Genomic DNA, 23,395 nt, shown 5'->3' with positions numbered 1-23,395 from the left:
GAGGAATCGGTGCTCGCTTGGTGGGTGGGCCGCCCCGGCCCCGTCTCTACCCGTCCCCTGACCATGGGGATCCGCGAAAACCCCAGGCCCGGGGCCAACGAACTCCTGGTTGACGTGAGCGTGTGCGGTGTCTGCCGCACGGACCTGCATCTCGCCGAAGGGGACCTCCCGCCCCGCCGTCCCCGTGTTGTGCCAGGGCACGAGGCAGTGGGCGTGGTAGCCGGGACCGGGCCGGGCAATTCCCCGTTCGCACCGGGTGACAGGGTAGGCATCGCCTGGCTTGGCGGGGTCTGCGGTACCTGCGCCTACTGCCGCCGCGGGGACGAAAACCTGTGCACGGCACCCGTCTTCACCGGGTGGGACAAGGACGGCGGCTACGCCCAGCAGCTCACTGTCGCCCAGGACTTTGCCTACCCTATCCCTGAGGTGTTCACCGATGAAGAGGCGGCACCCCTGCTGTGCTCGGGCATCATCGGCTACCGCGCGCTGAAGCGGGCCCGTGTGCCGGCCGGGGGCCGCCTTGGCATCTACGGTTTCGGCAGTTCCGCCCACCTGACCGCGCAGCTGGCGATGCACCAGGGGGCGTCCGTCTACGTCATGACCCGCTCGGCGAAGGCCCGTGCCCTTGCCCGGGATCTCGGCGCAGAGTACGTCGGCGGCGCCTACGACGATCCACCGGTGCCGCTTGATTCCGCCATCCTCTTTGCTCCTGTGGGGGACCTCGTGCCGGTGGCGCTCCGGGCCCTCGATCGTGGCGGAACGCTGGCGATTGCGGGCATCTACCTCAGCGACATACCGGCCCTGAACTACCATGACCATCTGTTCTACGAGCGTCAAGTGTGCAGCGTTACCGCCAACACGCGGGCGGACGGACTGGAGTTCCTGGCGCTCGCAGCCGAAATTCCGCTGGCACCGGCCACCACCGTCTACCCGTTTGATGCAGCCGCTACCGCGCTGGACGATCTTGCCGGGGACAGGATCACCGGTTCCGCCGTGCTCCGGGTTCGCCCGGAAACACCTGCAGGCCAGGGTGGGACCTTGGACTCTGGAACCTTCACCGCGTAAAGCGGATGGTGGTAGTGCCGGGGCAACCAGCTGTCCCGGACCAGTATGAGCAGGAGGCAATAATGACCGAGCTGATGAAGTGGTTTGAGTCGCGCCGCTCCCCCATGGACCTGATCGAAAGGCTGTTCGAAGGCGAGACGGGGACGGCCGCCATCCGGGTAGAGGAGATGGTGGACGGCAACACCTTGGTGGTGCGGGCGGAGCTGCCCGGCATCGACCCGGACAAGGACGTTGACGTGACAGTGACCGACGGCGTGCTGTCCATCAAGGCCGAGCGGCAGGAAAAGAAGGAACACAAGGACAGTTACCGGTCCGAATTCCGTTACGGTTCCTTTGTCCGGCGGCTCCCGCTGCCCAGCGGCGTCCAGCAGGGCGACGTCACCGCGTCCTACAAGGACGGCGTCCTGGAAGTCCGTGCTCCCCTGCCGGACCAGGGCCAGGGATCGGCGGCCTCGAAAATCCCGATTAGCAGGGGTTGACGGCTGGTGCCTGGTACTGCCGGGGCCAGGCACCACTCCGGTCAGCCGAACAGGACTGCCGCCTCCCGGTACCGCTCCTCGGGTACCACCTTCAAAGTTCCAAGGGCGAGCTCCAGGCCCACGGTGACAACGTCGGTTCCCCGCAGGGACACCATGGTCCCCCAACTCCCGTTCGCTGCCGCTTCCACGGCGGCCATCCCGAGCCTCGTGGCAAGCACGCGGTCGTAGGCCGTCGGTTCACCGCCCCGCTGGATATGGCCCAGGACGGTGGCCCGCGTTTCAATGCCGGTCAGCTGCTGCAACTGCTGTTCCAGCAGGCGGCCGATGCCGCCAAGCCGGGGCCGCCCGAAAGTATCTAGGCCCCGGGGCGCATAGGGTGCTTCCTGTCCCTCCAGCGCAAACGCCTCCGCCACCACCACCAGGGGTGCCCTTCCGCGGTCCCGTGCCGACATGACCCAGGCCGAGACCTGCTCCAAGGACACGGGATGCTCGGGAAGCAGGATGGCGTGGGCGCCTGATGCCATTCCCGCGTGGAGCGCAATCCAGCCGGCGTTGCGGCCCATGACCTCCGCGATCATGCACCGGTGGTGGGATTCCCCGGTGGTCCGCAGCCTGTCTATGGCTTCCGTTGCCGTTTGCACTGCTGAATCGAAACCGAAGGTGTAGTCGGTTGCACCGAGATCGTTATCGATCGTTTTGGGTACACCCACCACGTTGATGCCCTGGTCGGACAGGGCTTTTGCCGCCGCCAGCGTTCCTTCACCGCCAATGGCGATAAGGCCGTCCAGGCCGTTGCGCCGGAGGCTTTCCCTTACCGCGTCAATGCCGCCGTCCTTGAGCGGATTGGTGCGGGAGGTTCCCAGGATGGTTCCGCCAAGCCGGGAAAGTCCCCGGACACTGGACCGGGGCAAGGGAACAACGTCCTGCTCCAGGACTCCCCGCCAGCCATCGCGGAAGCCCAGGAATCCGAATCCGTGGGCAACATCGCCCCCCAGCACGGCTCCCCGGATCACGGCGTTCACCCCCGGGCAGTCGCCGCCGCTGGTGAGGATTCCGAGTTGCTTCATGATGCGGCCGATCCCTGTGCCTTCGCCGGCAGGCGGAAACTCCTGGCCAGCCCGGCCGGGAGGGCTGTGTCCCTCCCGTTCACATGCAGCGTGATGGGGGCCGCGTCTCCTGGTGCGGAGGCAATGTGCAGGCGCCCGTCCTTGAGTTCAATCTTGAGGTGATGTCCCCGGTAGCGGACTTCAAAGGCCACAGCCCGCAGCCCGGTGGGCAGGTTGGGCGCGAACACAATGGTGTCGCCGCTGAGCCGCAGCCCGGCGAAGCTGCGTTGGATGACGTCGATGGTCCCGGCCATGGCGCCCAAATGGATTCCGGCCCGGGTTGTGCCGTGCTGCGTGTCGTCGAGGTCGGCATCGAGGGCTTCCCGGAAACTGTCCCATGCGCGGTCCGCATCCACCGCGGCCAGCACGGATGCATGCGCCACCCGGCTCAGCGTGGATCCATGGGCAGTCCGGGCGAGGTAATACTCAATGGTCCGGTTCAGCTGGTCCGCGGTGAAGGCGTATCCGAGTTCGGAAAGAAGGCTGATGAGCCCTTCCTGGCCCAGCAGGTAGGGCAGCATCAGGACATCGGCCTGCTTGGCGAGTTTGTAGCGGTTGGTACCGTCCCCCTCGGCCTCCAGGATCAGGTCCAGCCGCTCGATGCTGTCATAGGCCTCCCGGTAGCGTTCCCAGTCGAGTTCCTCCAGCTCTTCGTAACCGGCGAACTGGTTGATGATGCCGTCGGAGTGGAAGGGAACGAAAAATGCCTTGCCCACCTGCTCCCAGCCGGCAACTTCCTCATCCGTAATGCCGAGGCGGTCCATCAGCCCGCCCAATTCGTTGCCCTGCACAATGGAGACAAGCTCAGCGGCCCGGAGGCATGCCCAGGCAGCCATCACGTTGGTGTAGGCGTTGTCATCAAGTCCCGGATCGGCGCTGCCCGGATATCCCGTGTGGTACTCATCCGGCCCCACGACGCCGCGGAGGTGGTAACGGCCGGTGTCCTGGCTGCGCTCCGCCCGGGACGAGAAGAACCGGGCAACGTCGATGACCAGTTCAGCGCCCCGCCGGAGGAGCCAGGCTTTGTCATTGGTGGCCTGGTAGTACTGCCAGGCGTTGAAGGCCACGGCCAGGCCAGCGTGCAACTGCATATGCGAATTGTCTTTGACCCACCGCCCGGACCTGTCGTTATAGAGCCATTTGGGCGTCTCCTCCGTCCCGTCACTGCCGCTCTGCCACGGAAACTTCGCACCGGAGAACCCCAGGACGGAGGCCGCGTGGCGGGCCGCGGGAAGCCTCCGCCAGCGGTAGTCGATGAGGGACCGGGCAAGATCGGGCGTCCTCGACGTCAGGAGGGGCAGCACAAACAGCTCGTCCCAGAAGACGTGGCCCCGGTAACCCTCGCCATGGAGACCGCGGGCAGTGACTCCCGCATCCAGCTCGGCCGTATGGCGGGTCAGGGTCTGCAGCACGTGGAAGATGTGCAGGTTGAGGACCAGGCGCACCTGGACCGGCGCGTCGATATCCACCCGGAACGGGTCCAGTTCACGCCGCCAGGCCTCCTGGTGGGCAGACAGGAGGGCTTCGAAATCGTCACCACACCGCTCCAGTACGGCCCGCGCAGCCGACGCCGGGGAGGAAATCGCGCGGTCACGGGAGGTCACTACGGCCACGGCCTTGCTGATCCTGGACGGTGCCCCGTCGACGAGCGGAACCTCGAACGTCCGGAAGTGAAAGGCACCCTTCCTGCCGGGATGTCCGCCGCCCGCCGCCCCGGATACCAACGTACGGAACGCGGCAGCAATCCGGACCAGGCTTTGCGTCGTTTCAGCTTCGACGACCGAAATGTCTTCCGGATTGGATTGCTCGACGCCGCTTCCGGCCTTGGTCCGGTCCACCAGGTGGCTCCCGGGAACCGACCCCTTGCCGGGAGTGTTCATATTCCTGACACCGGCGTTGACGCCGCTGCGGACTTCCACAACACCGTTCCAGCCCAGCGGGGTGACTTTCATGTCCAGGGCAAGGAGGTGGGGCTCGGCCATGGACGCGAAACGCGTCTGGACAACTTCCAGGCGCCGCTTGTCAGCGGCTTCCAGCAGCAGCCGCCGCTCCAGGACGGCGCGCTGGAGATCCAGGGTGCGGCGCTCGCGGAGGACTGTCATTCCACCCGTCGACCACCACTGTCCGGGCGACAGCCGAAGGTCGACCGGAAGGCAGTCAGGGGCATTGACCATGTGCTCTTCCACGAGCACTTCACCGGCCGCCTCGGAGGCCACCCGGTTGTAGACGCCCGCGAGGTACATGCCCGGGTACCGGAAGCTTCCGCCCTCCGGCGCCGCTCCCCGCACGCCAAAGTAGCCATTGCCAAGGGTGGTAAGCGCTTCGCGGTGCCCCTCGTGGCCGGCGTCGAAGCCCTCATAGATCAGTTGCCAGGGATCACCCACAACGAGGCCCAGGTCCAGTTCGCCAACGTCGTTGAGGACAGAGCGCGCCCCGGCGGCTTCGAGTTCCCGCCGGCTGCCGTTGCGGTCGATTCCCACCACCAACCCGAATCCGCCCCGGTGCGCCGCCAGTACCCCCGCGACCGAGTCTTCAATGACCACGGCGTGGGACGGCGATACCCCCAGGCGGAACGCGGCGGCCAGGAAGACGTCAGGGGCGGGCTTCCCGCGGAGGCCCAGGTTTGCTGCGGCGGTCCCGTCCAGGATGACGTTGAAATAGCCCGGAATGCCGGCCGCGTCCAGGACGGAGGAGGCATTGCGGCTGGACGTGACCACACCGGTGGGAACACCGGCGTCGGAAAGTCTTTGCAGCAGCTGCATTGTCCCCGGATAGCTTTGGACGCCGTCCTCCCTCAGGTGCTCGAGGAACAGGCGGTTCTTAAGGGCGCCCAGCCCAAAAGCCGTCCAGGTGCCCGGCTCATCCCGGTCAGATCCCCGGTCGACTTTCACTCCCCTGGAGGCAAGGAACTTCAGCACGCCTTCTTCCCGGGGAAGGCCGTCAATGTAGTTGCGGTAGTCGGCTTTGGTGAGGGGGGACCGGTCCGCGGTGGCGGGTATCCGGGGGTCCTGCAGGATCTGTTCGAAGGCCTCTTTCCAGGCGGCCTGATGCACCAGCGCCGTGTTGGTGACCACCCCGTCCAGGTCGAAGATAACGGCGTCAAAGGGCGGCTTGGCGGCAGCAGCAGTGGGCGACGCGGTCATATGACAGGGATACCAGCAGGCCGTCCGCCCGTGACAGTGCCGTTAGGCCTGTCTGCCCAGCCGCTGCTCGGCTGCGGCGATGACGGGCAGGGCCTTCAGGAACGTGTCCGGGTTCAGCGAGATGGAATCAATGCCCTTGCTGATCAGGAACTCGGCAAGGTCCGGGTGGTTGCTCGGGCCCTGCCCGCAGATTCCGATCTTGATGCCGGCCGCGTGTGCTTTGTCGATGGCCTGGGCAATCATCGAACTGACGGCGGGGTCCCTTTCGTCGAACAGCCCGGCCAGCTGCTCAGAGTCGCGGTCCACGCCCAGGACCAGCTGGGTGAGGTCGTTGGAGCCAATGGAAAAGCCGTCGAAGCGCTGGGCGAACTGTTCCGCCAGCACCACGTTGGAGGGTATCTCGCACATCATGTAGAGCTGCAGCCCGGCGCTGCCCCGCACCAGGCCGTGCCCGGCCATGGCCTCTATGACCAGGTCAGCCTCGCGCAAGGTCCGGCAGAAGGGAACCATGACAATGACGTTGGCGAAACCCACTTCCTCGCGGACGCGCTTAAGGGCCCTGCATTCCAGGGCAAAGCCCTCGCGGTAGTGCTCGCTGTAATAGCGCGAGGCACCGCGGAAACCCAGCATGGGGTTTTCTTCCGCGTGTTCAAAATAGCCGCCGCCGATCAGGTGGCTGTACTCGTTGGTCTTGAAGTCGCTCAGCCGGACGATCACGGGCCTGGGGTGGAACGGCGCCGCGATCTTGGCGATCCCGGTGGCCAGCACGTCGACGAAGTACTCCTGGGGGTCCCGGTAGCCGCTGGTGAGTTTGCGGATGAGCGCTGCTTCCCCAGGGTCTGCCACCCGCTCGGGGTGCACCAGGGCCATCGGATGGATGCGGATGAGGTTGTTGATGATGAATTCCATCCGGGCCAGCCCCACTCCAGCCGCCGGCAGGCGCCACCATTTGAAGGCTGCGGCAGGACTGCCGATGTTGACCATGATATCGGTGCCGGTGGCGGGAAGAGCCTCCATGTCCACTTCCTCCACGGTGTACTCCAGGAGTCCTTCGTACACCCGGCCTTCTTCGCCTTCCGCGCAGGACAGGGTGATGGGGTCACCGTCAGGCAGGGCTTCGGTTGCGTTGCGTGTTCCGACGACGGCGGGTACGCCCAGTTCCCGGCTCACGATCGCCGCGTGGCTGGTAGGCCCGCCGTGGTCCGTGACGATGCCCGCTGCACGCTGCATCACGGGCACCCAGTCCGGATCTGTCATCCGGGTCACCAGCACCGAGCCGTCCACGAACGATTCGATGTCCTTCGCATCCCGGATGACGCAGGCCGGCCCGTTGGCTATGGCATCACCGATCGCCGCCCCTGATGCCAGCACGCGCCCCGGCTCACGCAGGTGGTAGGTGCGGAACGTGGAGCTGCTGCGCCGGGCCTGGACCGTCTCCGGCCTGGCCTGCACCATGAACAGTTCGCCCGTTACGCCGTCCTTGGCCCATTCCATGTCCATGGGCCTGCCGTAGTGTGCCTCCACGGCAGCGGCCCAACGCGCCAGCAGGACAACTTCCTGGTCGTTCAGCACCAGGGTCTCCTGCTCCCGTTGGCTCGTTTCCACCATCCGGGTCCTCGCGTTTCCCCCGAGGCTGTAGACCATCTTGCGTTCCTTTGCGCCGCGTTCCCTGTCAATCACGGGGCTGAAGCGGTCATCGGCGAGCAGCGGTTTGAACACCTGGTATTTGTCCGGGTTGATGGTGCCCTGCACTACCGTCTCGCCGAGCCCCCAGGCCGCGCTGATAAGCACGGCCTGCGGAAACCCGGACTCCGTGTCGATGGAGAACATGACCCCCGAAGCGCCGACGTCCGAGCGGACCATGCGCTGGACACCTACGGACAATGCCACCTCCAGGTGGTCGTAGCCCTTCATTTCCCGGTAGCTGATGGCGCGGTCGGTGAACAGCGAGGCATAGCAGTTCCGGCAGGCTTCGAGGACGGCGCGTTCCCCCGCCACATTGAGGAACGTCTCCTGCTGGCCCGCGAAACTGGCGTCCGGCAGGTCCTCCGCTGTGGCACTGCTGCGGACCGCAACCGCAACCTCGGGCTGGCCGGCGCGGCGGCAAAGGAGGCGGTAGTGTTCCTCGATTGCCTGCCCGGTGCTTTCCGGAAAAGTGGCCGACAGAAACAGTTCCCTGATGGCCGCCCCGGCCTGGCGCAGGGTGGCCCGCCCCGCGCGGTACTCCCCGATGTAGGCCCGGATGCGCGGCTCCAGGGCGTTGGCTTCCAGGAAAGCGCGGTAGGCAGCAGCGGTGGTGGCGAACCCTTCCGGGACCCTCACGCCGGCCGAACGCAGGGACCGGCTCAACTCGCCCAGGGAGGCGTTCTTTCCCCCCACGGACGCGATGTCCCCTATCCCGGTGTCAGCGATCCACATGACATGGACATCGGCACGGGGGGTTGCGGGTGCAGTCATGCCTTGATTCTGGGCCGTGGCGGAAGACGCCGGGCAGAGTCTTTGGTCCCGAGCACGGCCCGCCCCCGGAGCGCGCCCCTTGCCGGGCCCCGCACCAGGGGAGGCTGCCGGTCATGCGTGGTTGGAGCGGCCCCTGATGCGCTTGTAGGCCCAGTCCGCAGCCAGGACGGCCGGCACTGCCGACAATGCCACGAGGAGTCCTGCAGGCGCCGGGGGTGCCTGCCCCAGGACGGCGGCGAGCTGGGGAATAAACAGGCAAGCCGCGAGCACACCCAGCTCAGCCAGGATCGCCCATGCCAGGAGCCTGTTCGTGCCCCAGCCCAGCCGCCAGGGCGGAACGGTTGCACTCCGGCAGGCGAAGGCGTTGGCCAGCTGACCCAGCACCACCGCTGTGAAAGCGGCACCTGAGGCGGCCATCAGCAGCCCGGGCTCCGGCGTCTCGCCGCGGTCCCAGCCACCGCCGAAGAGCACCGCGGAAAATGCGGCCATTTCGATGACGGCCTCCACGGGGCCAAGCACGCAGAAGACGCGCACCATCAGCTTCCGGTCCATCAGGTGCCGCCGTTCCGGGGGCCGCGCAAGCACGCGTTTGCCCGGCTGCTCAGCGCCCAGGGCCAGAGCCGGCAGCAGGTCGGTTCCGATGTCCAGGGCAAGGATCTGCAGGACGCCGAGGGCCAGCGGAAACTGCCCGCCGGAGAGCGCCCAGATAACAAACGGGGTCAGCTCCGCCACGTTGTCCGTGAGGTGGTAGGTAAGGAACCTGTGGATGTTGGCGTAGGTGGCCCTGCCCTGTTCGATGGCGGCCACGATGGTTCCGAAGTGGTCATCGAGGAGGACCAGATCGGCCGCTTCGCGTGCGACATCGGTGCCGCTTAAGCCCATGGCCACCCCGATGTCCGCTTCGCGCAGGGCCGGGCCGTCGTTTACACCGTCTCCGGTCATGGCCACCACGTGTCCCCGGGACTGCAGCGCCCTGGCAACCCGCAGCTTCTGCTCCGGGGAAACCCTGCTCACCACCACTCCGTCGCGGTCCAGGAGCGCGCCGAGCAACTGCTCGTCGTCCGGGAGCTCCGTGCCTTCCAGCACCCGTTCGGGAACCCCCATCAACCCGATCTCACGCGCGATGGCCGCAGCAGTACCCGGATGGTCACCGGTGATCATGGCGAGTTTGAGACCGGCATTACGGGCGGTCCGGATGACCTCGCCCACGTCCGGCCGGGGCGGATCATGAAGCCCGATCAGGCCCAGCAGCTCGAGGCCGCGTTCGATGTCCTCGGCGGGGCGGGACTCCCAGAGCGCCGGCGCGCCCTCCAACTTCCGCCGCGCCACGGCGATGACACGCAGCCCCCGGGAGGCCATCAGATGGACTTGTTCCCCGACCGGTTCGGGCACGGCGCCGCAGAGCGGAAGAACCGCCTCCGGGGCGCCCTTGCAGAACAGGTCCTGTCCAACGATCGCCGATTCCCGCCGTCGTACGGGATCGAAGGGGAGCCTGCGCGAAGGCACCCTCCCGTCGCCTGCTGCCCCTGTCAGCCGCCGTGCCAGCACGTCGATGGCCGCTTCCATTGGGTCGCCGGAGGCCCGCCACTGTCCTTCGTGCAGTTCGGCGCGGCCTTGTGAGGCGGCAAGGGCCGCGAGCGCAGTTTCGGCGGCTTTGTCCTTTCCCTCCCCCAGGACTGTCCCTTCCGGGTTGTACCCGTCACCGGCAATGTGTACCTCTCCTTGGGAGGTGAAGACCTCGACGGCGTTCATCCTGTTCTGGGTCAGTGTGCCCGTCTTGTCCGTACAGATGAACGTGGTGGACCCAAGGGTCTCCACCGCCTCAAGGTTGCGGACCAGCGCATTGCGGGCAGCCATGCGCTGGGCGCCCATCGCGAGCGACAGCGTCACCGTGGGCAGCAGGCCCTCGGGAACAAGGGCAACGGCGACGCCGATGGCGAAGAGGAAGGAATCCCGCCACTGGATGCCCACCAGCAGGGACACCAGGAAAAAGACGGCGGCAATTGCCAGGGCAACGGATGCCACCACGCGGACGATCCGGCGCAGTTCCAAGGACAGCGGAGTGGGTGGGGAAACGGCTCCGCTGGTCAGGAGCGCGATCCCGGCCAGCCGGGTCCTGGCGCCCGTGGCCGAAACGGCGGCCTCCGCGTTGCCGTTGACCAGGAACGTCCCGCCCCAGGCAGGATCGCCGCCGGCTTTCGGCACCGGTTCGCTCTCCCCGGTCAGCATGGATTCGTCCACGGTGCAGGACGCAGCGGTGACCAGCACGACGTCGGCGGGGATGCGGTCTCCGGCGGCCAGCAGCACGACGTCGTTGATCACCAGTTCACTGGCATGGACTTTCCGGACGCGCCCGTCCCGCCGCACCAGTACGTCAGCGGGCAGCAGTCCCCGCAGTTTCGCCGCCGCGTGCTGGGCGCGTTCCTGCTGGATGTGGGCAAAGACGCCGTTGACAAGGACGACGACGATAATCGCCACGCCCAGTTGCGGCATGTCCGCGAGGAAGGCAAGGCCCGCCGCGCACCACAGCATGAGGGCGAAGAAGTGCGTCAGCTCCCCCCAGAGTTTCCGCCACTGGGGCACCGGTTTCTCGGCCGGAAGGAGGTTGGGGCCTGCCTGCTTCAGGAGATCCGCGGCCTGGACCGAGGTCAGGCCAGCCGCGGTCATCACACGACGTCCGCCTCCTGGCCCACCAGGAGCACCGGGCACACGGACCGTGCGGCGCACGCCTTGCTGACGGAGCCCATGCTGGTTCCGAGGAACCCTCCCTCACCGTGCCGCCCGACTACCAGAAGCTGTGCCCGCCGGCTTTCCTCCACGAGGACCTTGCCCGGCGGCCCGAACTTCACCGTTACCCCGACATCTTCGGGCCGGTCGCCGGAGAATGCCCTCCCCAGGGCTTCGTCCACCAACCGGCGGGCCGCGTCCTCAAGCCTCGCGGTAAATTGGCGGTCGGCGCCTTCAATGTGGGGCAGCACCAGGTAGTCCGGCATGCCGATGCAGGTGATGACCTCCAGCCGGGCGCCAAGGCGGGCCGCGAGGGTGCCCGCGTACCTCAGGGCTGCCGATGAGAATTCTGACCCGTCGACACCCACAATGACGGGCTTGGACACTGTTTCTGCTTTCATATCCACCACATTCCCTACTGGCGGCGGCCGTGGGAAGGGCCGAAGGTCATGCCGGCCCCCTGCCGTTTCAGCCTCGGCCCACGGGCCTTTTCGGCCTGGGTCCGTGCAGCGCCCTCAACCCGTTCAAGATTGTGGCCAGGTCCACGAGTTCCTGGAGGAGTGCCCCCGTGACGGCCGGGATGTACCCGGTCATGGCAACAGCCATGAGCCCGATGCTGAGGCCTATTCCTGTCCAGATACTCACCAGGGCCACAGCGACGGTGCGTTTCCCGATTTCGACTGCAACGGCGACTTTGGACAGGTCGTCGAGCATGATCACCACGTCTGCCGACTCACTCGCGGCTGTGGCGCCCTTGGCCCCCATGGCTATCCCGACGTCCGCCGCGGCGAGCACAGGGGCGTCATTGACGCCGTCGCCCACCATCAGCACCGGTCGCTCCCGCACGCCGGCCACCGCGTTGACCTTGTCCTCGGGAAGGCAGTCCGCCTGCACGTGCCGGATGCCTGCTTCTTCGGCAATGTGCGCCGCGGTCCCCCGGGCATCACCGGTCAGCAGCATGGTGTGCCGGATTCCCAGGCGGTGCAGCCGGGCAAGCGTCTGCCCTGCGTCGGCGCGCAGCGGGTCCTTCATGATGAGGGCGCCTGCGTACGTGCCGTTCACGGCCACGTAGACCGCCAGCTGCCCGCTGCGCAGGGCGGCTTCCCGGAAACCCCGTGCTGAGCTGCGGACCAGGCCCGCCTTGCCCACCACCACCGTGTCCCCGCCGCATACCGCCTCCACCCCCTGGGTGGCATGTTCCGTGGCCCGGGTTACCGGCAGGAGTTCAAGGTCGCGCAGGGCGGCAGCTTCAATGACGGAGGCTGCCAGGACGTGCGAGGAGTATTGCTCTGCGGAGGCGGCAAGCTGCAGGATCCGCGCAGGGTTCATCGATCCGCTTCCCTCCCCTCCCGGTGCTGCCTGCACGGTATCCAGGACCGGCCGCCCGGAGGTCAGCGTTCCTGTCTTGTCGAACACCGCGGTCCTGGCCTTGGCCAGCTGCTCGAGGGTTCCGCTGTTCTTGATGATGATGCCCTTGTGGGCGGCCTGGCTGGTGCCGGCCAGGAAGGCCACCGGCGCGGCGATCAGGAGCGGGCACGGAGTTGCCACCACCAGGACCTGGGCGATCCGCACGGGATCCCCTGAAAGAAGCCACGCGGTTGCAGCCATGAGGACCGCGAGCGCGGTAAACGGAACGGCGTAGCGGTCCGCCAGGCGGACCACCGGGGCGCGGCTGGACGCCGCCTCCTCCACCAGGGCGATGATGCGGCTGTATTGTGAATCGTCCGCGGTCGCGGCGGCCCGCATTCTGATGGCCGTCTCGCCGTTGACGGAGCCGCTGAGCAGGAGGTCGCCCCGGACCCGCTCAACCGGGAGGCTTTCGCCCGTCAGCGAGGATTCATCCATGCTGGCAGCGTCCGAGAGGAGCTCCCCGTCCACTGGTACGAGCTCGGAGGGACGCACTACCAGCACGTCCCCCGGCAGCACCCCGCCAACCGGGGTGTCCTCCAGGACTGATCCGGGGGCTTCCCGGTGCGCGAACCGCGGAGCCCTGTCCAGGAGCGCCCTCAGCTCCCGTGCTGCGCGTCCCTGGGCAAAGGTTTCAAGTGCTTCCCCGCCGGAAAGCATGAGGATGACCACCAAGGCAGCAAGGTACTCACCAACCCACACCGTGCTGCCAATGGCCATGAGTGCCAGGACGTCGATCCCCCAACGGCCCTGGCGCAGGGAACGGAACATTGACACGGCACGGGTCACGCCGACGACGGCGGCATAGGCGGACGCGCCGAGCCGGGCCGGCTGCCCCAGGCCGGACTGCAGCAACAGTCCCGTCACCGCGAGCATCAGGCATGTCAATGCCACCAGCGGGAACAGCCGGACAGACGCGATGCCCCTGCCCGCCAGGGACGTGCGGGGCTGCTCGGGGTTCGCCGCCTGCAGCGGCCCCAGGGACGTGCCGGGCGGACCGGCCGGCCGACCCTCAGGCAAAACCTGCCCGCGCCGGATCATCCAGGTGGCTCCACCAGGTCAGCGGCGAAGTGATCTTGAAGCGCCGGCCGGTCACCGCCGTCGGAGTTATCCGCACAAAGTAGTCCTTGTGCCCCGCCTGCCACGGAAAAAGGGTGAGCCCGACGCCGGTCATCAGGTCCGGGGAAGGTTCAAGGACAACCGCATGGCCCTTCACCTCGACGCTCCACGCGGTTCGCGTTCCCTGGTCGGTGCCGTCGGCTTCCAGGGCGACGGCGGCGGGCCCGGCGGCCGCGTGAAGTTTCGTTCCTTCTCCGGTGCGGAAGACCACCGACTCATGGTCCACCTTGTAGTTCACGGGGAAGATTTCCGGATGGCCGTCAACCAGGACGGCGAGGTGGCCAACCGATACTGTCCGCAGGAGATCCCAGCAGGCACTGGCGCCAAGGACCTCCACTGCCGCTGAGGCGTCCCGTTCCGGTGAGTTGTTGAGCATACAGCTGAACGTACTGCCACCCCTCGGCCGCCGCTAGGGCATTTAGGCCCGGAGCCCGCCTCCCGTATGACTTTCGCCCCTGCCGCCCAGGCCCGGCGGCGCGCATTCTTGAAAGGGGAACCCCGGCTTCCGCCCGTCCATGAAAGGGACCAGGACCATGAAGGCATTCGTCGTCTATGACTCCGCCTACGGCAACACCAGGACCATCGCCGAAGCCCTGGCGGCGGGCCTGGGCAGCATGGCCGCTGCTTTCCCCGTGGACCGTTTCGATCCCGGTTCAGTCCAGTCCGGCGATCTCCTTGTGGTCGGCAGTCCCATCAATGGCTGGCGCCCGACGCCCAAAATCACCCAGGCGCTCGCCGATCTTGCGGCCCGTGGACTGTCAGGGGTCCGGGCCGCCGCGTTCGACACCAGGCTCAAGCTCTTCATCCACGGGGATGCGGCCAGGAAAATCAGCCGGGCACTCAAGGACGCCGGCGCAAGCATTGTCGCCGGCCCCATGGCCTTCCATGTCAAGGGCAGCGAAGGCCCTCTTCGCAAAGGGGAGGTTGACCGCGCAGCTGCGTGGGCTGAAACGCTTCTCTCGCGCCTGCAGGACCAGGGCAGCCACAGGGAAGCCTGAACTCGCGGACAGGTCAAAGGTCTTTGGGCCCTTTCAGGGCTATGGCCGGCGCCGTAGGATCTGGACATGACCGACAAGAACATGGTGCCAGAAGCTGAGATCCTTGACTCCGACGAGTGCTGGAAACTACTGGAACACACCAGCGTGGGACGTCTTGGCGTCGTCGTGGACGGCCAGCCTGATGTGTTCCCGGTGGGCTTCAAGGTTGACGGCCAGGGCCTTGTTTTCCGGACAGGGAGTGGAACCAAGCTGCAGGCCATTGAAGCCAACCCGCTGGTTGCCTTGGAAGCGGACAGCGTCAGCGCCGAGTTTGGCCTGGCCTGGAGCGTTGTGGTCAAGGGCAGGGCGGTCCAGGACGATGCCGCGGGGCCGGCACTGAACGAGACGCGGCGGGGGCTCTTTCCCTGGCAGGGTGTAGGCAAGGACCACCTCATCCGGATTGTTCCCCAGTCGGTGACGGGCAGGAGGTTCACCCTGTCCGCCTCCGGTACCTGGCGCACCCCGCTGGACGAGGCCACCCGCGCAGGATTCGAATAGACCCCGCCCGTTCCCGTGGAGGGCGGCGAACCCTGGACGCTTGACCGTTTTTTTGAAGGTTCCGCCACGGCCTACGGCATCTACCGGGCGGCAGAACGCATGGCATCCGCTCTCGGACCGATGGAGGTCCGGGTTTCCAAAAGCCAGGTTTCGTTCCGCCGCCGGCACGGCTTCGCGTTTCTTTGGCGCCCTGGGACCTATGTGAAATCTTCGGTTCCCGTTGTCCTGACCCTTGCGCTCCCCTACGAGTTGCCATCGCCGCGGTTCAAGCAAATCGTGCACCCGTCCCCCGGAATCTGGATGCACCACCTTGAGCTGCTGGAGAGTAGCCAACTGGACGCCGAAGTGGAGCATTGGATGCGCGAAGCCTATGGTGCTGCCGGCTGAGGCCGGGCGGCCCGGACACCATTTAGAGTCCTAAGGCCCTGTGACGCCTGCAGCCTGCGGCGCACGCTAATGCCATGAACAACTCTGCCCAGCACCCAAGGAAAGTCCACCTTACAGAGCAGCCCGTCGCCGTCGTCCGCGAACGCGTCCCCATGGCTTCCCTGACTGACTTCTTCAGCCGGGCCTTCGGCACGGTGATGGCTGCGGCCCGGAAACAGGGTGCCAGCCCCGCAGGACCGCCTTTTGCGCTCTACCGGGGAATGCCCAGCGAGACAGTTGACGTGGAAGCCGGCTTCCCCATCGACGGCAACTTCACGGAGGCTGACGGGGTGGCGAGCGGGACCCTGCCTGAGACAGATGCCCTGGAAGCGCTCCACGTCGGGCCGTACGACACCCTGGAGAACACCTACCACGCGATCCTGGGGCAGATGGAAGCCGAAGGACTCACCCCGTCGGACACCATGTGGGAGTACTACCTGAGCGACCCGGAAACTGAACCCGACCCCGCGAAGTGGCAGACCCGGGTTGTCTGGCCCGTCGCCTAAGTGCCAATCAGGGAGGTCCCCGATGAAGGTTCTCGTTGCGTACGCCAGCCGGCACGGCTCCACCGCCGGCATTGCCGAACGCATCGCTGCCCGGATCACTGAAGACGGGATCGAGGCCGAGGCCCGGCCCGTGGCAGAAGTGGATGACGTGGGCCAGTATGAAGCCGTGGTGCTGGGCAGCGCCGCCTACATGGTCCACTGGCTTAGGGAAGCGACGGCCTTCGCCAAGCGGCACCGGCGGGAGCTGCAGGCCAGGAGGGTCTGGCTCTTCAGCAGCGGCCCGCTCGGAAACGACACTGTCGATAAGGACGGTGAGGATGTCTTGAAGAGTGCCAGGCCCAAGGAGTTCGCCGAACTGCAGGAACTGCTCCGGCCCAGCGGAGAACAGGTCTTCTTCGGCGCGTGGAACCCGGATTCCCCTCCCATCGGCATCGGTGAGCGCCTCATCCGGCTCGCGCCGGCAGCGAAGGAAGCCCTGCCGGCAGGCGATTTCCGGGATTGGGCGGCCATCGACGCCTGGGCTGACGAGATCGCTGCCGGCCTGGAGGCCGCTGGCCGTCCGGACTCCGGCACCCCGGCAGACTAGCGGCCGCCTGATCTTCAGTCTGCGGTTCCGCCGCGCCCCGCCCGGCAACCCCTGCCTATCCGCCGGCCGGGCGGCCGGCCGTACTGCCGCCGTCGTCCGTGCCTGCATCTTCCCCCTGTAGCGGCGCGCCCGGCGGCAGGGGTCCGGGTTGAAGCGCGCCTGGCCGGGAGATCATGGCCCGGAGCTCCTCCAGCAGCTCAACCTGCTGGCTGTTGATTGCCATCAGCCGGTCGATTTCCGACTTTGACTGAACGTCCGTCTCGTAGTCGTGGCGGGCCATCGCCGCCGCGATGGCGTCCTGGCGCTTTGCGGCAATCAACAGGATGGCGCCCTGGAGCCCGGCCAGCATGGAGAGGAAGAGGTTGAGGAGGATGTAGGGGTAGGGGTCCCAGGCGTCCGATGCCAGCACGTAGGTGTTAAATGCGGCCCATGCCGCCATGAAGGCGACGAAGAGCCCCACGAATGTCCAGCTGCCCATCCCGTTGCGGAGGACGTCCGCCGCCCGCTCACCCCGGCTTAGGCCCTCCTTGTGCCGCGCGTGCCACGTAGTTCTTCGCTCGCTCATGTGCCTAGGGTAAGTGCCGGCCCCGGGTGGCCGCTCGGCCCGCCGCGGAACGCGCCGGTAGCCCCTGGAATTACCCAATGGACAGGGCGCCCGGAAGGCGCAGGTCCCGGCGCTAGAAGCTGGATGAACTGCCCGAGCCGGAAAAGCTCCCGCCGCTGCTTCCATAGCCGGTGGTGCTGCCGCCTCCGCCGCGGGCGGAGCTGACGCTGCTGACCCCGGTGTTGAGCCCGGAATTGAAGGTGGCCACGGAGAAGAAGTGGTAGGACGGGTAGACGGTGCCCAGGATGCTTGGCTCATAGGTACGGCGCCGGTGGTCCAGGCCTTCCTGCGCTTCCTGCATTTCCTTCCGCATGAGTTCGGCTTCACGTGCATTCTTCGCGAAGCCCCCGATGACCGTTTCCGCGTGGCTTTCCAGGAGCGAGGCGAGCCGGGTCCGGGCGTCGTAGAGGCGGTCCAGCGCCTCTTCCGGGCCGATCCTTCCCTCCGCCAGCTCGGCGGTCCAGCGCTCGATCTCCCGCAGGCTCTGGTCGCGGAAAGACCGCAGCGCCGCCGCGGTGGCCGAATCCCCCTGCCCGTGGCGCTTGGTGAGGAGCTGTTCAAGTCCGGCCAGGTCGCTGCGGAAGGGTGCCAGCTGCCGGTCCCAGGCAGTCTGCCAGGCGCTGGCGCGGTTCAGGAGGGCGTTGCTGTCCGCGATGACGTCGTCCAGCGCGTCGAGCTCCGAGGCCGCGTCCGCGTACTGTCGCGCGAGCTTGAGATTCTTCCGCCGGCTCAAAGCGCGCCCGGAGAACGCGTGCACTTTGTTGGACAGCTCGCTGGTTGCGTTATAGCGGTTCAGGAACGTGCGGTGTTTCTCAAGCACCTGGCTTCCGTACCTGGATGCCTCGGGAATGGTGCCGGCGTTCAGCTCGGTCACCTCCAGATCCATGCTGACGTTCGCGTAGTTCCGGTCCCCGCGCTCAATCTCTTTCCGGCTGGAGGACCTGGTCACGGCCCGCACGATGATCCAGGCTCCCGCGCCGAGGGCTGCCAGCCCAGCGGTGACCCAGGCAGTGACCAGGAAGGCAGCCGAGAGGTACCAGGGCTGGTTGATGAGTTCGGCGGCACGCCGGACGCCGGCGATGGTTCCGTCGGTCCACTGGGCGTCCCGCAGAAGTTCTTTGGCCGAGTCCTGGATGTCCGTCCGCTGCTCCAGGGACACCTTGCGGTCCTCGCCCATGTATGTGCCTACATGGCGGCCCACCGGGTCGAGGGCAAAAATGAACAGCCCGTCCGCCCACTTTTGGCCGTCCGCGCTGATCCATTCAGGGTGCTCGGCCCGGGCGAACCTCAGGACCTCCTCGTTGAGGTTCTCCTCCGCACTGCCGTTGTAGGTGTACACCACAACCTTGGTTGGATTGTGGAACTCAATGCGTTCAAGGGCCGGTACCAGCGTGTTCCGGTCCAGCACCCCAGCCGTATCCTGGACCTCGACGGACGCCGGCGGAACAGCGAAGGCAACGCCTGCACTGCCGGGCAGAAGCACCAGCAAAGCCAGCAGCAGACCAACGATCCTGCGCACAGTCCTGTCCTGTCCTTTCCTTTCCTGTCCTGTCCCGCGGCCCGCGGCCCGCGGCCCGCTCAAATGGCGTTCCATCCGTTATCCGAGGCCAGCACCACGCCGTTGATGTTCGTGCCGTCCCTGCTCAGCAGGAAGGTGATCCCCGCTGCGACCTCCTCTGCCTCGGCGATGGGCGGAACGTTCGCCTGCATAAACGGCCCCAGCACCTCGGCAGCCAGCCGGGACTTGAACTCGGCGTGGATATTGGTCCTCGTCCCGCCCGGGGCCACAGCGTTGACGCGGATTCCACGGCGCCCGTACATGACGGCTGAGCTGCGGGTGAGGCCATTCACCGCATGCTTGGACACGGTGTAGGCGGCCCCTGCCGCGGAACCGCGGAGGCCTGCCTCGGAGGAGACATTCACAATCGAGCCGTACCCCGCGGCCAGCATCAGCGGCACCACTGCCCTGGTAAGCCGCATGACGGCGGTCAGGTTGACGTTCAGCACGCGCTCCCACGTTTCGTCGTCGAGCTCGTGCACCGGCTGGAAGCTGTCCATGATCCCGGCGACATTCGCCAGCGCGTCAACCCGCCCCCCGGCAGCAGCCACGACGCTCTGCACCACAGCCTCGTTGCTGATGTCCCCGGCCACGGGCACGAAACCCAGTTCGGCGTACTCCGCCGCGAGGCTGTCCAGGCCCTCGGCGCTGAGGTCGCTGGCAATCACCCGGCCGCCTTCCCGGGCAACACGAAGGGCGGTGGCACGCCCAATGCCGGAGGCGGCGCCGGTGACGATGACGGTCTGGCCCTCGAACCGGTGCGGAGTGATGTTTTCCTGCCAGGCGGCCATGTGGTGCTCCTCGTATCGGACAACAGTTCTTGCTTCCGGCAACTGCGGGTGCTCTGCTGGAAGGGCGGGTACACAGCAAGCCCACCCCATCAGCATGGAGTCCCACAGCGAGCCGCCACAGGGCCGAAGGTCCCTGCGAAGGAGCGAGGAGCAATGGAGGAACCTGGAACCATCGTCGCCGGATACGACGGTTCGGCCGAAGCGGCCGCCGCCATCACGTGGGCAGCGCAACAGGCGGACCTGCGAGGCTGTCCCCTCCACGTCGTCCACGTTTCAATCTGGCCGCTGCTGACCCACAAACTGGGCCCCGTTCCAGGAGTAGCGGACAGCGGCCTGGAACGGTCAGCACAGGCGATCCTCGAGGAGGGCGTCGGCCGCGCCCAAGCCGCGGCACCCGGGCTGGACGTCCAGGGCACCCTGCTGCATGGGCTGCCCGCCTCGTACCTTGCCGAGATCTCTGCCGGCCAGGAGATGGTTGTTGTGGGCAGCCGGGGGCTGGGCGGATTCCTGGGGCTGCTGGTGGGTTCGGTGAGCCTGGAACTCGCCGCCACTGCTTCCTGCCCCGTAGCTGTGATCCGGCCGGACCTCCACCCTGGCGGGCCGGTCGTCGTCGCGGTTGACGCATCCGGTTCTCCCGCGGCCCTGGAGGACGCTTGCGCCTTGGCCTCGGCATGGCAGGCAAAGCTCAATATCGTCCACGTCCACCATGTGCCTGCCGGGTACGCACAGCGGAACGGACCCGACGCCGAGGCTGCCGCCGGCGAAGTGCTCCACGCCGCCCTCCACCGTGCCCGGGCGCTCGCACCCTACGTTGCCGTGGAGGGCAGGGTACTCACCGACGCGTCGGTCCCGCATGCCATCCTCAAAGCCTCGGACGACGCGCGGATGCTCGTCGTGGGAACCAAAGGCCACGGCTTTTTGCGGGAGACCATCGGTTCCACCGCCCATGCGGTCCTTCACCACGCGCGAGGCCCGGTCCTGATCTCCCGGCGGGGAACTGTCTGACCCGCTGCTCCGTTCCTGCGCCTGGCCCGAGCCAGGCCCTGGAGCCCCTGCCCTATGTTCCAGGCGAATCGGGCCGGACGGCCCTATGCCGTGCGTTCCGTGGAAGGGAAGCTGAAGGTACATCAGGCGTAAACCGGGAGGATCTCATGCTTGCCCTTCGGACATCAGTCCGGAAGCATCCGCTGTGGTGGTATTACGGCATTACTTTCCTCTTGTCATGGGGCAGCATTGTGCTGGCCGTATGGGCCTCCACCGGCGGCCTGTCGCCCACCCCGGAAGAGTTCCAGCTGACGGTCCCGGTCACCGTGCCTGCGATGCTGCTCGGGCCGGCTGTTGCCGGCCTGCTGCTGACGGGAGTCGTGTCCGGACGGGCAGGGTACCGCGAATTATGGTCGCGCCTGCAGAAGTGGCGCGTGGGCGGCCGCTGGTACGCCGTCGCCCTGCTGGTCGCGCCAGTGACGATGGCCGCCGTCGTGCTGGGCCTTTGGTTGTCCTCCGCGGATTACGCACCACGGATCGCCACGGCAGAAGACAAGGCCGGCACCATCGTCATGGCGCTTGTGCTCGGGCTGGTGGTCGGGCTCCTCGAAGAAATCGGCTGGACCGGGTTCGCCATCCCGAAGGCGCGCCGGCGCCTCAGCGTGCTCTGGACCGGAATCATGGTGGGAGTGCTGTGGGGTGTATGGCATTTCTTCGTGAGCTACTGGGGCGGCGGCGGGACAAACGGCGGCATACCGCTGGAGATCTTCCTGTCCCTATGGTTCGTCGCCGTGCTCGTGGGGCAGCTCACCGCCTACCGTGTGCTCATGGTGTGGGTCTACGACCACACCGGCAGCCTGCTCCTGGCAATGCTGATGCACGCCAGCCTCGCGACGTTCCAGTTCATCCTGAACCCCCTGACGCCCGGGATCCCCCAGCAGGTCTACCCGTGGGGCCATGCGGCAACAGCCTGGCTGGTCGTCGCCGTCGTCATGCTGGTCCGCCGCGGAGACCTGACACGGGGACCTGGGACCCTTTCGGCCCGGAAACCCATCCACCATTCTTGAGGGGACGTGGTCCGACGACGTTGCGGCCGTCCAGGAGGAAAGGATCCTGGGCCGCGAAGGCGTGTGGCAGTAGCGGGGTGTCAGGCGGGCCGGCCGCTCTTCCCCGGCCTATGCTGGCGAAGTGACCCCTGCACCGACCCCCAGCACGCTTGATGTCGTGGTGCATTCCGGACCGGCTGACTGGTGGGTGATCCTTGCCGGCCTCGGGCCGTTGGCCGTCCTCATCGCCGCCCTGCTCGCCTTCTACATCAACTGGCGCACGCTCAAGCAGCGCACCACAGCGGACAAGACGGCCCTGGACCAGAAGCGGGAAGCGGACGCCCGGGCCCTGATGCAGAAGACGGAAGCGGACAGCCGGGCCGAATGGTGGCGGCGGACCCAGTGGGCGCTGGACCGGGCGCTGGACCAGGACGAGGGAACGAAGGCCCTGGGACTGGCCACCCTGGAAGTGCTGGCCCGCAGCGAACTCGCGCGCACCGAGGAACTCGAGTTGTTCGACATCGCGTGGAAGAGCGTCTCCGGGGATGAGAACGGGGACGACCTCGGGGAGGAAGGAAACACCGGCGCGGAGATGCCGTTCATGGACGCCGGCCGCAACATGGGCGAGAATGGAACGACGGATGAAGACACAACCAAGGAGGCTGGACCATGAGCGCAGCGTCGCCTGAACACCGGTTTGTCCATCCTCCGCGGAGCACTTCCGCCAGTCCCGCCCCGAAGAAGGCCACCCCGGCTGAGCACCGGGTCCAGGTTGCGGCCGCCAGGCTGCGCGTCACGCTCGATCAGCGTCTGGGCCGCGAAACACCCGCAAAGACCAAGGCGCTGGCCAAGGAACCTATCTAGGTTCCGCTCGGATGGCTGTGGTACCCGACGCACAGCACGTGCTGGATTAGGTGAGTAGTGGCTGCAGTCCTCCTTGGATGGAATCCCAACGCATGGGACCGCTGGGACTACCGTGCCGCCGTCGAGCAGGTGGAACAGTCCGGGCGGTTCCTGCAGCGCTGGAGCATTGGCCACGCACTGCATGTCCGGCCGGGGGCTGAGGCCTGGCTCCTGGTAGAGGGCAGCACTGACGCAGGTTCCGGGCTCATCGGACATGGGGTGGTGGTGTCCGAACCCTACGCAACCATGCCACGAGGGGAACGCGAAGACGCCGGCTGGCACGTCAGCGTCGCTTTCGATGCCCTGCTCCCCCTCGGCGAGCAGATACCGCCGGAGGCCATCAGCCATGCCGTCCCCGGGATGGCCTGGCGCGACATCACCTTTCGTTCAGGCATGGACCTTCCACCAGGGGCGGAGCCTGGCCTTCGCCGGCTGTGGCGGGAGCAGGGGCCGTCCGCCGTTGTCCCTGCCCAAGTGGTTTCCGGGACCTATCCCCAGGCCGCGGTCAGCAGTATGGAGGTGAACCGCTACGAGCGGGACCCCGAAGCGCGCCGGATGTGCCTTGCTTTCCATGGAACGTCCTGCGCTGCCTGCGGGTTCTCTTTCGAGGCCTCGTACGGCGACACCGGCACAGGCTACATCGACGTCCACCACGTAGTGCCGCCGGAAATGCTCGGGGCCGGGTACCAGTTGGACCCCATTGTCGACCTTGTTCCGCTGTGCCCCAACTGCCACGCTCTGGCGCACCACGGGGTGACAGAACCACGCACAGTTTCGGAACTCCGGAACATCATCGCTGCTGCCGGCCACCTGAGGGGCGAGGCGGTAAGCCCCCGTGCCCTCCAGGCGCAGGATGACGCCCGGCGGATTCTCGAGGGCCGCCAGGACTGACCAGGTGGCCGTCCCTGAGCCTGCCCGGGGACCTTATGCCCTGTTTCCTCCGGCGGCTAAGC

22 protein-coding genes are annotated in these 23,395 nt (G+C 67.0%); 12 read left to right on the top strand and 10 right to left on the bottom strand.

Annotated elements, in window-relative coordinates:
- Nucleotides 1-9: 9 nt before the first annotated feature.
- Complete coding sequence (locus PV768_RS16970) at nt 10-1,065, top strand: zinc-dependent alcohol dehydrogenase family protein (RefSeq protein WP_370460700.1); 1,056 nt, start codon at nt 10-12, stop codon at nt 1,063-1,065.
- Nucleotides 1,066-1,127: 62 nt separating this feature from the next.
- Entirely contained in the window at nt 1,128-1,544 is a 417-nt protein-coding gene (locus PV768_RS16965; RefSeq protein ID WP_421093656.1) for an Hsp20/alpha crystallin family protein, read from the top strand.
- 41 nt (nt 1,545-1,585) lie between these two features.
- Here PV768_RS16965 and PV768_RS16960 read toward each other — a convergent pair whose 3' ends face one another.
- The 7 genes from PV768_RS16960 to PV768_RS16930 all read right to left on the bottom strand — a co-directional run bounded on the left by PV768_RS16960 (nt 1,586) and on the right by PV768_RS16930 (nt 13,879).
- Entirely contained in the window at nt 1,586-2,611 is a 1,026-nt protein-coding gene (locus PV768_RS16960; RefSeq protein WP_421093655.1) for an ATP-dependent 6-phosphofructokinase, read from the bottom strand.
- Entirely contained in the window at nt 2,608-5,793 is a 3,186-nt protein-coding gene (locus PV768_RS16955; RefSeq protein WP_421093654.1) for an HAD-IA family hydrolase, read from the bottom strand. Before PV768_RS16955 ends, PV768_RS16960 begins: the two co-directional genes overlap by 4 nt.
- A 42-nt stretch (nt 5,794-5,835) precedes the next feature.
- Entirely contained in the window at nt 5,836-8,250 is a 2,415-nt protein-coding gene (gene ppsA / locus PV768_RS16950) for a phosphoenolpyruvate synthase (RefSeq protein WP_421093653.1), read from the bottom strand.
- Nucleotides 8,251-8,361: 111 nt separating this feature from the next.
- Nucleotides 8,362-10,917 (bottom strand): cation-translocating P-type ATPase, encoded by a 2,556-nt coding sequence (locus PV768_RS16945; RefSeq protein ID WP_421093652.1) that lies wholly within the window; start codon nt 10,915-10,917, stop codon nt 8,362-8,364.
- On the bottom strand, nt 10,917-11,378 hold the full coding sequence (locus tag PV768_RS16940) for a universal stress protein (protein ID WP_421093651.1): 462 nt from the start codon (nt 11,376-11,378) through the stop codon (nt 10,917-10,919). Before PV768_RS16940 ends, PV768_RS16945 begins: the two co-directional genes overlap by 1 nt.
- A gap of 67 nt (nt 11,379-11,445) precedes the next feature.
- Entirely contained in the window at nt 11,446-13,425 is a 1,980-nt protein-coding gene (locus PV768_RS16935; protein WP_421093650.1) for a heavy metal translocating P-type ATPase, read from the bottom strand.
- Complete coding sequence (locus PV768_RS16930; protein ID WP_157242012.1) at nt 13,397-13,879, bottom strand: pyridoxamine 5'-phosphate oxidase family protein; 483 nt, start codon at nt 13,877-13,879, stop codon at nt 13,397-13,399. The genes PV768_RS16935 and PV768_RS16930 overlap by 29 nt, the downstream gene beginning before the upstream one ends.
- A 157-nt stretch (nt 13,880-14,036) precedes the next feature.
- On the opposite strand from PV768_RS16930, the gene PV768_RS16925 reads away from it, so the two are divergent.
- The 5 genes from PV768_RS16925 to PV768_RS16905 all read left to right on the top strand — a co-directional run bounded on the left by PV768_RS16925 (nt 14,037) and on the right by PV768_RS16905 (nt 16,556).
- On the top strand, nt 14,037-14,501 hold the full coding sequence (locus PV768_RS16925) for a flavodoxin family protein (protein ID WP_421093649.1): 465 nt from the start codon (nt 14,037-14,039) through the stop codon (nt 14,499-14,501).
- Between the two features lie 66 nt (nt 14,502-14,567).
- Nucleotides 14,568-15,038, top strand: coding sequence for a pyridoxamine 5'-phosphate oxidase family protein (locus PV768_RS16920; protein WP_157242010.1), 471 nt, complete (start codon nt 14,568-14,570; stop codon nt 15,036-15,038).
- A 15-nt stretch (nt 15,039-15,053) separates the two neighbouring features.
- Nucleotides 15,054-15,425, top strand: coding sequence for a DUF5655 domain-containing protein (locus PV768_RS16915; protein WP_421093648.1), 372 nt, complete (start codon nt 15,054-15,056; stop codon nt 15,423-15,425).
- Between the two features lie 74 nt (nt 15,426-15,499).
- Nucleotides 15,500-15,970 (top strand): GyrI-like domain-containing protein, encoded by a 471-nt coding sequence (locus tag PV768_RS16910; RefSeq protein ID WP_157242009.1) that lies wholly within the window; start codon nt 15,500-15,502, stop codon nt 15,968-15,970.
- Between the two features lie 22 nt (nt 15,971-15,992).
- On the top strand, nt 15,993-16,556 hold the full coding sequence (locus tag PV768_RS16905; protein ID WP_157242008.1) for a flavodoxin domain-containing protein: 564 nt from the start codon (nt 15,993-15,995) through the stop codon (nt 16,554-16,556).
- 55 nt (nt 16,557-16,611) lie between these two features.
- On the opposite strand, the gene PV768_RS16900 is transcribed toward PV768_RS16905, so the two are convergent.
- The 3 genes from PV768_RS16900 to PV768_RS16890 form a co-directional block, all read right to left on the bottom strand.
- Nucleotides 16,612-17,121: a DUF1003 domain-containing protein gene (locus tag PV768_RS16900; RefSeq protein ID WP_157242007.1), complete on the bottom strand. Its 510-nt coding sequence runs from the start codon at nt 17,119-17,121 to the stop codon at nt 16,612-16,614.
- A 112-nt stretch (nt 17,122-17,233) separates the two neighbouring features.
- On the bottom strand, nt 17,234-18,679 hold the full coding sequence (locus tag PV768_RS16895) for a DUF5129 domain-containing protein (RefSeq protein ID WP_421093647.1): 1,446 nt from the start codon (nt 18,677-18,679) through the stop codon (nt 17,234-17,236).
- 59 nt (nt 18,680-18,738) lie between these two features.
- Entirely contained in the window at nt 18,739-19,509 is a 771-nt protein-coding gene (locus PV768_RS16890; protein WP_421093646.1) for an SDR family NAD(P)-dependent oxidoreductase, read from the bottom strand.
- A gap of 153 nt (nt 19,510-19,662) precedes the next feature.
- Here PV768_RS16890 and PV768_RS16885 point away from each other — a divergent pair, with 153 nt between their 5' ends.
- The 5 genes from PV768_RS16885 to PV768_RS16865 all read left to right on the top strand — a co-directional run bounded on the left by PV768_RS16885 (nt 19,663) and on the right by PV768_RS16865 (nt 23,333).
- Nucleotides 19,663-20,514 carry a universal stress protein gene (locus PV768_RS16885; RefSeq protein WP_157242005.1) on the top strand — a complete coding sequence of 284 codons (852 nt, stop codon included), beginning with the start codon at nt 19,663-19,665 and terminating at the stop codon, nt 20,512-20,514.
- A 146-nt stretch (nt 20,515-20,660) separates the two neighbouring features.
- The gene (locus tag PV768_RS16880) at nt 20,661-21,560 is read left to right on the top strand and encodes a CPBP family intramembrane glutamic endopeptidase (protein WP_157242004.1); all 900 of its coding nucleotides are present in this window, start codon (nt 20,661-20,663) and stop codon (nt 21,558-21,560) included.
- A gap of 121 nt (nt 21,561-21,681) precedes the next feature.
- Nucleotides 21,682-22,212, top strand: a complete 531-nt coding sequence (locus PV768_RS16875) for a hypothetical protein (protein WP_321213678.1) — start codon at nt 21,682-21,684, stop codon at nt 22,210-22,212.
- Nucleotides 22,209-22,403, top strand: coding sequence for a hypothetical protein (locus PV768_RS16870; RefSeq protein WP_321213679.1), 195 nt, complete (start codon nt 22,209-22,211; stop codon nt 22,401-22,403). The genes PV768_RS16875 and PV768_RS16870 overlap by 4 nt, the downstream gene beginning before the upstream one ends.
- Before the next feature lie 57 nt (nt 22,404-22,460).
- Complete coding sequence (locus PV768_RS16865) at nt 22,461-23,333, top strand: HNH endonuclease (RefSeq protein ID WP_321213680.1); 873 nt, start codon at nt 22,461-22,463, stop codon at nt 23,331-23,333.
- The last annotated feature ends 62 nt before the right edge of the window (nt 23,334-23,395 follow it).

Origin of the sequence: Pseudarthrobacter sp. CC4, from assembly GCF_048957775.1 — a bacterium.
GTDB lineage: Bacteria > Actinomycetota > Actinomycetes > Actinomycetales > Micrococcaceae > Arthrobacter.
Note: the sequence above shows the minus strand (reverse complement) of the source record. Positions and strands in the feature narration are given on the sequence as shown.

Excerpts from the sequence above, each read along its gene's own strand:
- PV768_RS16965 (WP_421093656.1), top strand. The coding sequence starts at position 1,128 with ATGACCGAGCTGATGAAGTGGTTTGAGTCGCGCCGCTCCCCCATGGAC.
- PV768_RS16960 (WP_421093655.1), bottom strand. The coding sequence starts at position 2,611 with ATGAAGCAACTCGGAATCCTCACCAGCGGCGGCGACTGCCCGGGGGTG.
- PV768_RS16955 (WP_421093654.1), bottom strand. The coding sequence starts at position 5,793 with ATGACCGCGTCGCCCACTGCTGCTGCCGCCAAGCCGCCCTTTGACGCC.
- ppsA (WP_421093653.1), bottom strand. The coding sequence starts at position 8,250 with ATGACTGCACCCGCAACCCCCCGTGCCGATGTCCATGTCATGTGGATC.
- PV768_RS16945 (WP_421093652.1), bottom strand. The coding sequence starts at position 10,917 with ATGACCGCGGCTGGCCTGACCTCGGTCCAGGCCGCGGATCTCCTGAAG.
- PV768_RS16940 (WP_421093651.1), bottom strand. The coding sequence starts at position 11,378 with ATGAAAGCAGAAACAGTGTCCAAGCCCGTCATTGTGGGTGTCGACGGG.
- PV768_RS16935 (WP_421093650.1), bottom strand. The coding sequence starts at position 13,425 with ATGATCCGGCGCGGGCAGGTTTTGCCTGAGGGTCGGCCGGCCGGTCCG.
- PV768_RS16930 (WP_157242012.1), bottom strand. The coding sequence starts at position 13,879 with ATGCTCAACAACTCACCGGAACGGGACGCCTCAGCGGCAGTGGAGGTC.
- PV768_RS16925 (WP_421093649.1), top strand. The coding sequence starts at position 14,037 with ATGAAGGCATTCGTCGTCTATGACTCCGCCTACGGCAACACCAGGACC.
- PV768_RS16920 (WP_157242010.1), top strand. The coding sequence starts at position 14,568 with ATGACCGACAAGAACATGGTGCCAGAAGCTGAGATCCTTGACTCCGAC.
- PV768_RS16910 (WP_157242009.1), top strand. The coding sequence starts at position 15,500 with ATGAACAACTCTGCCCAGCACCCAAGGAAAGTCCACCTTACAGAGCAG.
- PV768_RS16905 (WP_157242008.1), top strand. The coding sequence starts at position 15,993 with ATGAAGGTTCTCGTTGCGTACGCCAGCCGGCACGGCTCCACCGCCGGC.
- PV768_RS16900 (WP_157242007.1), bottom strand. The coding sequence starts at position 17,121 with ATGAGCGAGCGAAGAACTACGTGGCACGCGCGGCACAAGGAGGGCCTA.
- PV768_RS16890 (WP_421093646.1), bottom strand. The coding sequence starts at position 19,509 with ATGGCCGCCTGGCAGGAAAACATCACTCCGCACCGGTTCGAGGGCCAG.
- PV768_RS16885 (WP_157242005.1), top strand. The coding sequence starts at position 19,663 with ATGGAGGAACCTGGAACCATCGTCGCCGGATACGACGGTTCGGCCGAA.
- PV768_RS16880 (WP_157242004.1), top strand. The coding sequence starts at position 20,661 with ATGCTTGCCCTTCGGACATCAGTCCGGAAGCATCCGCTGTGGTGGTAT.
- PV768_RS16870 (WP_321213679.1), top strand. The coding sequence starts at position 22,209 with ATGAGCGCAGCGTCGCCTGAACACCGGTTTGTCCATCCTCCGCGGAGC.